This window comes from Caulobacter sp. FW305-C-30-S16, assembly GCF_058783025.1.
In genome coordinates, this window is sequence record NZ_JBYSYH010000001.1 from 205,916 (window position 1) to 218,889 (window position 12,974).

Annotated in this window: 10 protein-coding genes; 2 read left to right on the top strand and 8 right to left on the bottom strand. The window is 68.5% G+C overall.

Features of this window, described 5'->3' with window-relative positions; genetic code table 11:
• Positions 1–6 precede the first annotated feature (6 nt).
• Positions 7–1,527: a hypothetical protein gene (locus AC3WJT_RS00960; protein ID WP_492341192.1), complete on the bottom strand. Its 1,521-nt coding sequence runs from the start codon at positions 1,525–1,527 to the stop codon at positions 7–9.
• Positions 1,528–1,734: 207 nt separating this feature from the next.
• Between AC3WJT_RS00960 and AC3WJT_RS00965 the strand changes: the two genes are divergently transcribed.
• The gene (locus AC3WJT_RS00965) at positions 1,735–2,655 is read left to right on the top strand and encodes a hypothetical protein (protein WP_492341193.1); all 921 of its coding nucleotides are present in this window, start codon (positions 1,735–1,737) and stop codon (positions 2,653–2,655) included.
• Here the strand turns inward: AC3WJT_RS00965 and AC3WJT_RS00970 are convergent.
• From AC3WJT_RS00970 to AC3WJT_RS00995, 6 genes are all read right to left on the bottom strand, one after another.
• Positions 2,652–3,203 (bottom strand): class I SAM-dependent methyltransferase, encoded by a 552-nt coding sequence (locus tag AC3WJT_RS00970; protein WP_492341194.1) that lies wholly within the window; start codon positions 3,201–3,203, stop codon positions 2,652–2,654. The two genes, AC3WJT_RS00965 and AC3WJT_RS00970, sit on opposite strands and share 4 nt — an antisense overlap.
• A gap of 52 nt (positions 3,204–3,255) precedes the next feature.
• Entirely contained in the window at positions 3,256–4,269 is a 1,014-nt protein-coding gene (locus tag AC3WJT_RS00975) for a glycosyltransferase family 2 protein (RefSeq protein ID WP_492341195.1), read from the bottom strand.
• 42 nt (positions 4,270–4,311) lie between these two features.
• Entirely contained in the window at positions 4,312–5,646 is a 1,335-nt protein-coding gene (locus AC3WJT_RS00980; protein WP_492341196.1) for a hypothetical protein, read from the bottom strand.
• A 15-nt stretch (positions 5,647–5,661) separates the two neighbouring features.
• The gene (locus AC3WJT_RS00985) at positions 5,662–7,980 is read right to left on the bottom strand and encodes a GumC family protein (RefSeq protein ID WP_492341197.1); all 2,319 of its coding nucleotides are present in this window, start codon (positions 7,978–7,980) and stop codon (positions 5,662–5,664) included.
• A gap of 70 nt (positions 7,981–8,050) precedes the next feature.
• Positions 8,051–8,752 carry a polysaccharide biosynthesis/export family protein gene (locus tag AC3WJT_RS00990; protein WP_492341198.1) on the bottom strand — a complete coding sequence of 234 codons (702 nt, stop codon included), beginning with the start codon at positions 8,750–8,752 and terminating at the stop codon, positions 8,051–8,053.
• A gap of 29 nt (positions 8,753–8,781) precedes the next feature.
• Complete coding sequence (locus AC3WJT_RS00995; RefSeq protein ID WP_492341199.1) at positions 8,782–9,576, bottom strand: tyrosine-protein phosphatase; 795 nt, start codon at positions 9,574–9,576, stop codon at positions 8,782–8,784.
• Between the two features lie 370 nt (positions 9,577–9,946).
• On the opposite strand from AC3WJT_RS00995, the gene AC3WJT_RS01000 reads away from it, so the two are divergent.
• Positions 9,947–11,086 carry an MraY family glycosyltransferase gene (locus AC3WJT_RS01000; RefSeq protein ID WP_492341200.1) on the top strand — a complete coding sequence of 380 codons (1,140 nt, stop codon included), beginning with the start codon at positions 9,947–9,949 and terminating at the stop codon, positions 11,084–11,086.
• On the opposite strand, the gene AC3WJT_RS01005 is transcribed toward AC3WJT_RS01000, so the two are convergent.
• Entirely contained in the window at positions 11,083–12,723 is a 1,641-nt protein-coding gene (locus AC3WJT_RS01005; RefSeq protein WP_492341201.1) for a hypothetical protein, read from the bottom strand. The genes AC3WJT_RS01000 and AC3WJT_RS01005 overlap by 4 nt on opposite strands.
• Between the last annotated feature and the right edge of the window lie 251 nt (positions 12,724–12,974).

The following is a 12,974-nucleotide window of genomic DNA, read 5'->3' on the forward strand; positions in this document are numbered from 1 at the left end:
GCGTTGTCACCTCGCGGCGAGACGTGCACGCAGCCGCACGGCCTGCGCGTGCGCCAGGCCCCGAACACCTGCCAGACGGTCTGACAGCCAGACCATCCGCGCCGTCAGAAGGGCCGCGACGAGGAAGACCGGCAGCATCGCCCAGAGGTACCGCGGGATGAAGTGCGTCAGCAGGGCGAGGAAGGCCGCCAGCCCCAGCGACGGCAGCAGAAACATCGCCAGCGCAGTGCGACGGGTCCACGCCGCCCAGCCGAACAGACCGACCGCCGCGAGGATCGAGAAGCAACCGCCCCGCCAGAGGATCGGGATCGTCACCGCCAGATGGCGCAGGGGATGGCTGCGGATGATTTCCATCGCTTCGTCCTGGGCGGCCTTGTCGGCGTTGTACTGGGCGTTGGGGTCGCCGGCCGCGACGAGCTCCCGCTTCAGACGCGCCATCTCCGCGCCGGCCTTGCGGAAATAGGTGATCGCCAGATCGGGCCGGCCGGCGCGCTGGGCGGCCACGTCGTCATCCTTGAAGTCAGCCGTCCGCTCGCGGTTGAACCGCTGCAGCCGCCCGCCGCGCTGCAGGTCATCGGGCCCGAAGCCGGTCAGGGCGCCGACCACCGGCTTCAACGGTCCCGGCGCCCAGGCATAGAAACTGCCCGCATACTCGACGGGCGTCATCAGGTCCTTGTAGGCGCGGATCAGAAGGACATGGCCGCCCCGGGCCGTCAGGCTGGGCGTGCCGAAGTGGATCTGGTTGCGGGCCATCCAGGGCGCCAGAACCAGCAGAAAGGCCGCCGAGGCCGCGGCGACTGCGGCCAGGAAACGCCCTGACGGCGCGCCGCGCACGCGCCAGGCCTCCAGCAGGCAGACGGCGACGACCAGACAGACGCCGACATAGAGGAAGGTCGCCTTGGCCAGCGTCAGGACGGCCAGCGCGACGGTCGCGGCGATCGTCAGCTTCAGACTGCGGCGCTCCACGGCCGCGGCGGCGAGCGCGGACGCCACCATCAGCAACGTCGCCGGGGGCAGTTCGCCCGGTGTCTCGCCGATCGTGTTGGCGGGGAACATGAGGATCAGGGCGTTCACCGCCAGCGCCCCGACGACGCCGAGCGCGAAGGATCCGGTGAAGAACCGGATCGCGGCGGCCACCGAAAGGGTCAGCAACGCCATCCAGAAGAGGTTCTGCAGCAGAATGTCGGCGGTCCGCTCGCCGGTGAGATAGGCCTCGACCGGGGCGGGGCCGCGCAGGGTTTCAGAGACGGCCATCGATCCCGCAATGACGATCACCGGCAGCGGCTCGCGATACATCGACGGGGCGACGCCGCCTTTGACGGGCCTGGCGGTCTCGAGCACGGAGAGGGCGCCAGCCTGCGGTTTCTGGCCGATGACGCCGTGGCGCATCAGATTGTAGGCCATGTCGATCGACTGGCTGGCGTCGAGGCCGGCGGGGCGATGGCCGAGGCTCGCGAACCAGAGGGGAGCCAGCAGGGCGACAAGGATGGCCAGAATCGAGATCTGCCGCCGGGTGAACAACGTCATTGCATCAACTCCGCCCGATCCGACCCGGCATTTACACGCGGCCCTCATGAGGCATAGACCAGACATCGAAACGGCCTGGACTCACGCCCTTGCAACCGCACCCCGTCATTGTCCGGCTAGTAGACGCATTCCCGCCGGCCGTTCAACCGGCCAGCCGTGTTCCGTCCAGAGTCGTGGCCTGAGATCGTGCCGGTTCAGCTTCGCCGCGTGATCAAGGTTCTTGGCGCCGCCCTGCAGCTCGCGGCGGTGGCGTTCCTCGCCTGGATGCTGTGGCGCTATCTGCCGGCGATTCTGGCGCTGGATGTCGGCACGGCGGGCCTGGTCTTCATCGGTGTCGCGGGCAGCCTGTTGTCGATGGCAGTCCTCGGTCTGATCGGCATGGGCTGGCGCGAGCTGATCGCGACCGGCGCCCCGCCGCCGGCCCGGCTGGTCCTCTGGATCACGGGGCGCACCAGCATCGCCAAGTACCTGCCCAGCAATATGCTGCACTACGCCGGCCGGCAGATATTCGCTCCGGCGCTCGGCGTCTCGCAGGCGCGGGTCCTGGCGTCTTCGATCGCGGAGGTGCTGTGCGTGATCGGCGCCAACGGGCTGATCACCCTGCTGGCGGTGGCCAGCGCCGGCCGTCTGCCGCCCGGCTGGCCGCCGACGCCTCTGCTGGTGCTGGCCGCCGGCGCCTGCATCCTGGCGCCTGTCGGTCCGATGCTCGCCGCCCGTCTGATCCGCGACCGTCTGCCGAAGATCGCCCCCCTGCTTGACGTGCGCTGGCCCGCGCTGGTCCGGAGCTTCTGCCTCTATGGCGGCGCCATGGCGCTGGGAGCGGTCAGTTTCGTGATGGTGATGGCCGTGCTCGGCGGCCTGTCCGGCGGCGCGCGGATCGGCGGCCTCGTGGCCGCCTACGCCTGCAGCTATGTGGTTGGATTCGTGACGCCGGGATCGCCGGGCGGCCTGGGCGTGCGTGAGACGGCCCTGGTGCTGCTGACCGCCGGCATGGCGGAGCCCTCGCTGGTGCTGGGCGCGGCGCTCCTGCAGCGTGTGACGCTGATCCTCGGCGAAGCCGCCGCCTTCGGCCTGACCCTGATGGTCCAGGGTCCGGCGATGGGCGATGCGCCGGAGGCCGGGTCCTAGGCCTTGCGCAGCACGAAGAGCTGGTTGGCGCCGAACAGGAAGCGCTGGTAGCGCTCGAGCGTCAGGCTGGAGCCGGCGATGAGGCTCTGCATCCGCGCCCGGTCGATCATCTCCTCATGTTCCTCGGCCGCGTCGTGGCTGAAGACGCCGACGGCGGCGCCGGACTCATGGATCCATTCGAACGCCGGATGGGGGGTCGTCAAAACCATGGCGCCGCCCGGAGCGAGCCGGGTGGCCCAGTCCGCGATCGCGCCGCCAGGGTCGGTGATGTGCTCGATCACCGCGAGGGCCGCGACCGTATCGAAGGCCCCGGCGTCGCCCGGCATTTCATTGACGAACCGGTAGGCCGGAAACCCCTGGCGCGCGCGCTCGACCACGGCCGGATCGCGGTCGTAGCCGACGTAGCCCTTCGGGTCACAGGCGGCGGCGAGGGCGCCGATGCCGCAGCCGATGTCGAGCACCCGGCCGACGACATGGGGACGCACGGCCGCGAGCCTGCGATTGCGCAGAAACGGCGACAGAAGTCCCTGACTACCCTGGTCGGCCATGTGTTCTCCTGATCAACGGTTGGTCTTCACGAAGGAGGCGGTCGCCGCCGGGCTATTTCGCGGTAGCCTTACGCCTGGCGGGCGTCGCCGGCGCCGGCGCCGGCGACGGTGACGAGACGACCGGCTCCGGCAGCTCCATCCGGCGCAGACGGACGCGGACATCTTCCATCAGCATCCGGTTTGTCGCCAGCAGGTCGGCGAGGACGCCGGCCACCGCCAGCAGCGCGGTGATGGTGAACAGCGCGCCGGCGAGGATCAGCGACTGCACATGCCCGCCGCCCCGGCCTGTGGCGTAGTAGTAGAGCCAACGGCCGGTGACGATCGCCGCCGGCAGGAAGGTCATGAAGGCCAGCGACAGGAACAGCTGAACCGGCCGGTAGACGATGAAGATGCGGATCATCGTCACGATCGACCGGCTGATGTAGCGCGGAATGCTCGAGATCAGCCGTGAGGGCCTCAGGTAGCCGTTCACCTGGACCGGCACGGACACGACCGGAATGTTCCGGCGGCCCGCCTGGATGATGGTCTCCAGGGTGTAGGTGTAGTTGTTGAAGACGTTCAGCTGGATCGCCGCGTCCCGGTGCATCGCGCGGAAGCCGCTGGGGGCGTCGGCCACCCGCGTGCCGCTGAGCTGCTGGACCACGAAGCTGCCCAGACGCTGAAGGACCTTCTTCAGCGGCGAGAAGTGCTCGATCCCCATGATCGGCCGCTCGCCGATCACGATCAGGGCGCGCTTCTCGAGGATCGGCTTGACCAGATCCGGAATGTTCTTCGCCGAGTACTGGTTGTCGGCGTCGGTATTGAGGACCACGTCCGCGCCCTGTTTCAGCGCATAGTCGAGGCCGATCATGAAGGCCCGGGCGAGGCCCTGGTTGTGGCGCAGGGAGACCACGTGATCCACGCCGTGCGCCCGGGCGACGGCGACCGTATCGTCGGTGCTGCCATCATCGATGACCAGCCACTCAACAACATCGAAGCCTTCCACCACGCGCGGCAGATCGGCCAGGGTCGCGGGCAGGGTCTCGGCCTCGTTGAGACAGGGGATCTGGATGACGAGCTTGTGCATGGTTGTCCTTGGAGTCGCGGTCGACGTCACGCGGGGCGAAGTCTAGGGCGTTGGCGTTGTATCAGCAGCCGCGGCGCCCACGCGACGGATTGAGAAGTCATCGTACCAAACATCGATCAGAATGGGCGAATGCGCCTCGCCGCGGCCTGATCGCATCAGAACGAGCCACTGAGCCGGGCATTCGGAGGCCGGAACCTCGAACTCCAGGCTGAAGGGCTTCCATTCCGAAACCGCCTGCAGCGTCGGGGACTGGCCCAGCATCGTGCGGGTGCGCCGCCCCGCGCACTGGACGGCCCACAACGCGCCCTGGTCGCCACGGACCGCCTCCATCCGCGCCTGGCCGACCAGGCGGTATCGCCCCGGCGGCAGAAGCAGCATCTGCTTGACCGAGGCGGACGGTGTTGATGCGCCGGCATAGGCCACGTGAAGCCCCGACCCGTCCCGATCCGGCGCCTGCGAGATGCTGACTTCCAGCCGCCGGTTTTTCGGCAGTATCCAGTTGAAGGGCTCGGGATCGGCCGACGGGTCGAAGCCGCCGTTATGGACATAGCCGAGCTGTCCGAGACGCGACTTTGGAATGGCCATCAGCCAGGCGAGGTATCCCGTTTCATAGTCGCCGGCGCGAACGGCGCGGTTGATAACCAGGCCAAACTCCTGCGCCGTGGGCGGCGCGGCCGTCTCCCGCAGCGCCGAAATGAGATCAACCCCGCCCGCGGGCGGGGTGACGCTGGAGAAGGCGCGGAAGAAGCGGAATCGCCAGGGTGGATTGAGGGCCAGCTGGTCCACCACGAGCGGCAGGGCGTCGACGCGACGGGCCTCGCTGGCCATCGCGGTAATGAGCGTCCCCGCCCGGCTGTCCTGGGCGCGAGCGACGCCGTCCATGCTCTCCAGAGCGCCCTTGATGTCGCCGTCGGCTAGTCGCCGCGAGAAAAGCCAGCTCTGGGTGGGAAAGTCGCGCCGGCTGCGTCGGCCGGCTTCGGTCATCAGAACCCGCGCGGTCTTCAGGTCGCCATCGCGCGCGGCCGCCTCGCCGAGCACCCGGATCGCCAGGGCCTGGAGCGGATCGTGGGACAGGGCCAGCTTCGCAGCCGCCCTCGCCGAGGCCAGGTCGCCGGCGGCGGACAACAATTCCGCTTGCCGGGCGAGCGCGTCGGCGCTGTCGGACTTCCACGCGAGGGCCGCGTCGGGCTGCGTCGCGGCGTACCGGTCCGCAGCCGCCTCGAACACGATGGCCGCAGCGAACCCGGCGAGGACAATCCCGCAGAGGATGGCCAGGACACGCGCCTTGAGTCCCCCGGACTCGCCGCCGCCTTGGGCCGCCGCCCCGGAGGGCGGCGCCCCCGGAAGACGGCTGGAGACGGGTATCCGAGGGTTCAAGGGACGAGGACCGGCTTACTTTTTGGGCAGCTGCTTCCGACCGTAATTGTAGTCGTAGTCGTAGGCGTAGCCATATCCGTAGCCGTAGCCGTAGCCGGCGCTGCGCGTGTTGAACTTGGTCAGGATGCCGCCGAGGATGCGGGCGTTTCCGAGCGCCAGACGGCGCAGGGCGGCCTTGGCCAGACCACGACGGGTGGCGCCGGCCTCGATGATCAGGACAGCGCCGGCGACGGCGCTGGCCAGCAGCGGGGCGTCGGCGAGACCCATGACGGGGGGGCCGTCGATGATCAGCAGGTCGAAGCCCTGTTCGGCGTCGGCGATCATCGAACGGATCTTGGAGCCCGCCAGCAGTTCGGCCGGATTGGGCGGCAGCGGTCCGCAGGGGATGAAGGCCAGGTTCGGCTGGTCGGTCACCTGCACCAGCTCGGCGAGGGTCGCCGCGCCGGTCAGGTAGTTGGTGATGCCCGTGCTCGAGTCGGCCCGCAGGGCGCGATGCAGCGACGGGTTCCGGAGGTCGCCGTCGACCAGCAGGACGCTCATGCCCAGCTTGGCGAAGTTGCGCGCCAGGGCGACGGCCGTGGTCGACTTGCCTTCCGAAGGACGGGCGCTGGTGACGAGAAGGCTGCGCGGCACGCCGTCGTTCGTCGAGAACTGCAACGCCGTTCGCACGGAGTAGTAGGCCTCTGAGAGCGAACTTCGGGCGTCGGCCATAGCCTCCTCGATCGAGCCGCCCTTCTCCAGCATGGGAATGGCGCCGAGCAACGGCAGGCCGAGCTTGCCCTCGATGTCCTCGGGCACCTTGACCGTCTCGTCGAGCGTTTCCAGACCGAAGGCGGCGGCGAGGCCGAGCAGCAGGCCGATGCCCCCGGCGATGGCCAGGTTGATCATCAGCTTGGGCTTGTAGGGCGAGCGCGGCATCTCTGCGCGATCGACGATCGAGATGTTGTTGTTGCCGACGCCGCCGGCGACGCCGATGTCCTTGTAGCGCTGCAGCAGACCGTCATAGAGGCTGCGGTTGGTATCCACCTCGCGCTGCAGGATGTTGTACTGGATCGAGCGGTTGCGCAGGTCCATCACGCCCGACTTCAGGCCGGAAACCTGTCCGGAGAGCTGTTGCTCCTGGCGCAGGGCGGTCTGGTACTGGGCATAGATCGACTGCTTGATGGTCGCGATTTCAGACTGGATCTGGCCTTCCACGGCGTCGATCTGGGCCTTCAGCGACACCATCGCCGGGAAGTCCGGCTTATAGGTCGCCAGCTGCTGCTGATATTGCTGCTGGAGGGTCGTCTGCTGGCCGCGCAGCGCCTGAATCGTGGAGCTGGCCTGGACCTCGGGAAGCGCCATGCTGGACATCTGGGCCTGGCGCCAGCGCTGTTCGGCGCGGATGCGATCACCCTTGGCGGTGCCGAGCGAGGTGTTCATCGCGACCAGGTCGGACGCCGTGAGCGACTGGCTGGCCGTGTCGGCCGCGCTGCCGGTGACGCCGCCGGTGCTGACGGCGACGTTCACGATGCCCTGCGCCTGGGCGTAGGAGACGAGCGACTTTTCCGAGGTTTCCAGCTGCGCCTTGACGGTCGCCAGGCGTTCTTCGAGGAACTTGCGCGCATAGCCGGCGGCTTCAAACCGCCGGTCGAGGTTTGCGCCGATGAAGTTCTCGGACACCGCATTGACGATGCGCATCGCCACCTGGCGGTCCGGGCCTTCATAGGTAATCCGGGCCAGGCGGGACCCGCGGACGGGTTCGACGCCCAGGCCGCGGAGCAGGATGCCGACGGCGCGGCGCTCACGCACATCGCGATCGCCCGACAGCACGGGCGCGGCCTTGGCCGGCTTCACCATCTGGAACAGGCGGGCGATCGGGGACGGCGCGCTCTGGCTCATGAAGGCGGCGTCGTTCGCGAGGTTCTCGCGCTGAACCACGCGGGTGGCCAGCGACCGGCTTTTCAGCAGGGCGTACTGGGTGGCGAAGAACTCGGCGTCGCGGGATTCATTGGCATCGACGCCTTCGATATCGACGACCTTGGTCGTCTCACGGTCGATCTGGATCGTCGCGCTGGCGCGATAGATCGGCGTCGTGGCGAGCGTGGTGATCACGCCCAGGACCAGCATCAGCGCGATGATCCCGCCGATGACCAGGCGGTGCTTCATCAGAACGTGCCAGTAGGCCAGCAGGTTGATCTCGGCGCCGCCCTGCTCGGGCTCGTCGAAACGTCCGCCTGTCGTGGCGAGCTGACGCCCGCCGCGCACGACCAGAGGTCGCGGCGAGGCCGTGGTCAGGAATCCCCTGTCACCAGGATCGCCATTCCAGTTCCGATCGTCATCACCGCGATTCATAGGCCCTCACGCCAGCCGTTCAGTTCTTAAATCCAGCCTCCGCCGACGGCGGAGGCGTCTTGTTCCGGCCCTAGAGCACAGGCCGGAAAATGCCGAGAATAGGCAGCGCGCCACTCGCGTCCCGGAAGAGGCTCTTCATACCCGAGCGCTCGACCACCACCACATCATTTCCATAGACTTCGGGATCATCCGCCGTTCCCGCCCGGATCGCCTTCAGGTCGAACACCGCGCCCATGCGCTGGCTGTTGATCATGCGAAACACGACGACGCGCGACTCGTTGGCCAGTCTGTCGGGGCCTTTGGCCATCGCAAGAACCTGCAGTAGCGTCGTGCGACCGCTGATCGGATAGACGCCCGGCTGGGTGATCGAACCGTCGATCGTCACCTTCTGGCTGGCGAATTCCTTCACATAGATCGTCACCTCGGGCGACTGGAGGTACTTTTCCTTCAGGCGCACGGCGATGTCGGCCTGCAGCTCAGCGACCGTCATGCCGGCGGCGTTCATGGTGCCGACCAGCGGCAAGGTGATCTGGCCGGCCGCGTCGACCTGCACCGTGCGGGTCAGGTCAGCCACCTGGAACACCGTGACGTCGAGCACGTCCATGGGGCCGACCCGATAGCTGGCCTGCTGGTTCGGCGGCGCGAGCTTGGTGGGATCGGGCGGGGCGAAGTAGCCGCCGACCTGTGCGTTGGCTCCCACCGTCTGGGACGCGCACGCCGTCAGAAGCGTCGGCGCCAGAAGCAGAACAACGAGAGCAAGTTTGCGGATCATCAGGTTCTCCAACGCACAACCATCCAGAATCAAGCGGCCCTGAAAAGTCGTCGCAAGGCCGTGAGGCCTCCCGCCGGCTTCGCAACCCCCACGGGCGCGGGGGCACGGGTCGGATCGGCGTTCTCAAGCACGAGACGGGGTCTCGTCAACACCATGTCCATGGCCGCTCGCTCGCCGAGCCGCGCGGCGACCAACTGGACCGCCTCGGACATCTGCGGTTTGCGATTGCGCAGATTGTGGGCGTCGGTGGCGACAAGGTGCACGAGCCCCTCGTCCAGCATCCGCTCGCCCCAGTACTGCGCCCGCTTGCCGAACCGCCCGGTCAACGCGCCCGCCGTGACCTGCATCCAGGCGCCGCCGGCGACCAGCTTGCGCATGATTTCGTAGTGGCTCTCGATCCAGGACAGGCGTTCGGGGTGGGTGACGATCGGCAGATAACCCGCCGCGATCGTCGCCATGACCGATTCCTCGAGCCGCGGCGGCGCGACATGATGAGGGGGCTCGAACAGGAAATAGCGGGAGCCCGCTAGGGTCGGGATGTGCCCGCCGTCCAGCTCGGCGACCATGGTCGGGGTCAGGTGGGCGTCGCAGCCGGCGACCAGCTTCAGCGCGACGCCGGCCTCGTCAAGCGCCGCCTGGAGCGCGGAAACGCGACGCAGGATGTCGGGGCCGTTGTTGTCATACATGCCCGGATAGATGTGCGGGGTGCAGGCGATCGTCGTGATGCCGTCGGCGACGGCGATCCGCGCCATCTCAAGCGACGTCTCGATGTCGGGCGCGCCGTCGTCGATCCCCGGCAGCAAATGACAATGAAGATCGATCACAGACCGGCTCCGAACCCCAGGTCGGGCGGCGGACAGGCGCGGTCAGACAGCGCGAAACGCGCTGGTGCGCCCGCCCACCCGACCCGCGCCTTATCCGGGAGGGCGTCCGTAGCGTCAAGGTGAAACGCTGCGTTCTTCACCTTTGCGTGGACTCCTGTTTCAAAATGAACACGGCAACGTCACGGAACGAGTATAGTTCCCGCAAACGGTGACCTGTTGATTGGTTTGCGACGGAAGAATGGCGCCATCGCGTTATACTATGCGTTCTTGAGAACCACGTGCGGTTGCCATGCGGAATTCCGGACGCTATGTCCCGGTCTAGAGTGAAGTGGCGTCAATCGCGGCAGCTTGCCGCAGGGGAGTATTGCCGGTGTGGAAGACGACGGGGCTTGAACTGCTCGCCGCCTTCAGCGCCGTTGTCGCGCTAATCTACCTTCTTGATCCGCTCGCCCGGCGGATCGGTCTGCTGGATCATCCTGGCGGCCGCAAGGATCATGCGGCGCCGACGCCGGTCACCGGCGGCCTGGCGATCGCAATCGGGACAATTATTCCTGCCCTGTTGCTGACCCATATGTCCCCCCAGCTCGTGGGTCTGGGCGTGGCGGCGGCGATCCTGCTGGTCACCGGCGTCATCGACGACCTCAAGGACCTGCGCTGGCAGATCCGCATCCTCGCCCAGGCCGCGGCCGGTCTGGCGATCGCGCTGATCGGTGATGTGAAGGTCGAACAGATCGGACCGGTGTTCGGCCTCGGCGAGCTGGCGCTGGGCTGGCTGTCGATCCCCTTCACCGTCCTGGCGACCGTCGGCCTGATCAACGCGCTGAACATGTGCGACGGCCTGGATGGCCTGGCTGGATCGCTGGCGTTGTGTGCGCTGCTCATGTTGATCGCCGCGTCGCTCTATGCCGGCAATCGCGACCTGACCTTCGGCCTGACCCTGATCGCCGGCGCCGTCGCCGGATTCCTGGCTTTCAATCTGCGGACGCCCTGGCGGAAGCGGGCGAGCGTGTTTCTGGGCAACTCCGGGAGCGCCTATCTGGGCCTGGTCATCGCCTGGGCCAGCTTCCGGCTGACGCAGAACCCGGGCTATCCGGTCACGCCGGTGCTGGCGCCGTTCCTGATCGCGCCGCCGGTGATCGACTGTCTGACCCTGATCGGCCGCCGTCTCGCCGCGCGCCGGTCGCCGTTCGCGGCGGACCGCACCCACGTTCACCATCTGATGCTCGAGGGCGGATTCACGCCGACCGGCGTGGCGCTGACCCTCAGCGCGCTGTCGTTCACGCTCGGCCTCGGCGCGGCGCTGGCGCTGCTGGCGGATGTGCCCATTCCGCTGTTCGTGGTGAGCTTCATCGTTCTGACCGCGGGCTGGTATGTGCTGTCGTCCCGACACCAGCGCGCGGTTGCCGTGTTCGCGGCGATCCGGCGCATGGTTCCGGGCGTCAGGGCCGCCGTCCCGGCCGAGTCCGGTGACCCGGTCGAAACGCCAGGTCCCGGCGCCCGCGGCCCCTAGCCGCCGTCCGTAGCTCGCGCCGCCCGGACAATCTCGGTGAAGTCCGGCGACCGCCCCGGTCCGATGCGGTTCCAGGTGGTTTCGAACAGCTCGCTTGCGCCGACAGGGTCGCGGGCGACCGAGATATCCCGCATCAGACCGTCGACATCCCCTGACCGGAGCGGGAAACACGACAGCATGTGATCGGGGTCGATCGGATGGAAGGCCGCCATTACCGGCAGCCGTCCGAGCTTCAGCACATCCAGCGCGGCGCCCGACGGGGTGGTGATGATGGTCTCGAAGTCGGCGCACCCGGCGAAATCACGGCCCGCCTCCGGCCACAGCCGGAAGCCATGGGCCTGGATCGCTTCGGTCACGCGCCGGCGCGTCTCCGGTTCGACCTGAAAGAAGATCGGATGCGGCTTCCAGACCACCGCGTCCGGCTTCACGCCGGCCCGCGCCGCCGCCGCCGCCACGAGGTCCATCAGGGCGAGTTCATGAGCCGGTCCGACGGACGGATAGAAGGCGTAGTCAGGATGGGTGAAGTTGGTCAGCACCCCCCAGCCCTCGCCGCCCTGGCGGAATGCCGGCCGCGGTGCGGGAAAGCTGATGTTGCGGCCGTAGCCGCCGAGGCGGTCGTGCCAGCGCGCGTCGTGCCCGCACTGGTGGACGCACAGATCGGACACCCCGTCGTAGATGTGGCCGGCGCTGGTCCCGTGCATCCAGTGGACCGTCTTCGCGCCTGACGCCTGCTGGGCGCGTTCGGTCAGCACGGTGTCGGACAGCCCGTTGTGGCCGTAGACCACGACATCGGGAGACGCCGTCTGACCCCGCCACCAGGCCGCGCCGGCCGCGCCGAGGAAGATCCGGAACATGGCGGCCACCTGGTCGCGCCGGCCGGGACGGCGGTCGGCGGCGAGGATCGCGCCCGGTCCGGCGAGCGCCAACGCCAGTGCGCGGGGCAGACCCGCGATCGCGCCGGCCGGATCGAGACTGCGGACGACCGGTCCGGTCCAGCCACGCTCGGCGAACAGGGCGCGGGTGGCCGCGAAGCCGATCGTCGGCCAGCCGATGATGACGATGGTGGTTGTGGCGGGATCCAGGGTCGGCAGGATCTTCAGCACATGGCCGGTCCGGTTGACTACCTCGGCATGGACGGCGACCACGACCCGGGTTCCGTCCGGAAGGCGCGTGGGCCAGGCGCGGGCGCGGACCACGGCGAGGGCGAACGCGGCAAGGCCCGCCGGCGTCGCGGCCAGGGCGGTCAATGCCGTTCTCAGCCGCCCGACGCCCTGCCCGGCGACCCCGGCGCCCGCATTGCGCAGGGCGGCGGCGAGGGAGAACGCGGAAACCTCGGCGGCCGGCCCGGCGATGTCATGGGGCTGGTCCGGACTGGCCAGCGCCCGGGCGGCGAAGGCTCTGGACAGCCCAAGCGCCGTTCGGCCGCTGGTGAAGGCGGACTTGAGCAGCTCCAGCAGCCAGACCTCCGGGCGACCGGCGAGGCGGCTGTTCATCTCCGTCAGAAGGTCGTTGACCGCCGCTGCGGCCTGGGCGCGGTCCTCGTCGGTGATCGTCGGGGAGGTCGCGGGGCGGTGGTCGAGGCGCCAGGCCGCGCCGGCGCGGACGGCCCGTATGCCGACGGTCGGCTCCTGACTCATCGCCGGGACGTCCGGCGCAGGGGCGGGGTCGGCCGGGAAAGCGGGGCGGGGCGATCAGGGCGGGTCATCGGTGGTGATCAGGGTGCCGGATGCCGCCGGGTCGGGCAATCACGATCCGGCTTGCCGGCCCGGAAAAGGCAAAGGCCCCGGTGTTTCCACCGGGGCCCCGCTTGGGTTCAGCTTTACGCCGAAGATGCCGATCAGAAGTTGATCGAGATCGTCGAACGGCGGTTCAGCGGTTCCTTCACACC

What these genes read in the sequence shown, in the direction of transcription:
- AC3WJT_RS00985 (WP_492341197.1), bottom strand. Translation starts at nt 7,980, where the DNA reads ATGAATCGCGGTGATGACGATCGGAACTGGAATGGCGATCCTGGTGAC.
- AC3WJT_RS00990 (WP_492341198.1), bottom strand. Translation starts at nt 8,752, where the DNA reads ATGATCCGCAAACTTGCTCTCGTTGTTCTGCTTCTGGCGCCGACGCTT.
- AC3WJT_RS00970 (WP_492341194.1), bottom strand. Translation starts at nt 3,203, where the DNA reads ATGGCCGACCAGGGTAGTCAGGGACTTCTGTCGCCGTTTCTGCGCAAT.
- AC3WJT_RS01005 (WP_492341201.1), bottom strand. Translation starts at nt 12,723, where the DNA reads ATGAGTCAGGAGCCGACCGTCGGCATACGGGCCGTCCGCGCCGGCGCG.
- AC3WJT_RS00960 (WP_492341192.1), bottom strand. Translation starts at nt 1,527, where the DNA reads ATGACGTTGTTCACCCGGCGGCAGATCTCGATTCTGGCCATCCTTGTC.
- AC3WJT_RS00975 (WP_492341195.1), bottom strand. Translation starts at nt 4,269, where the DNA reads ATGCACAAGCTCGTCATCCAGATCCCCTGTCTCAACGAGGCCGAGACC.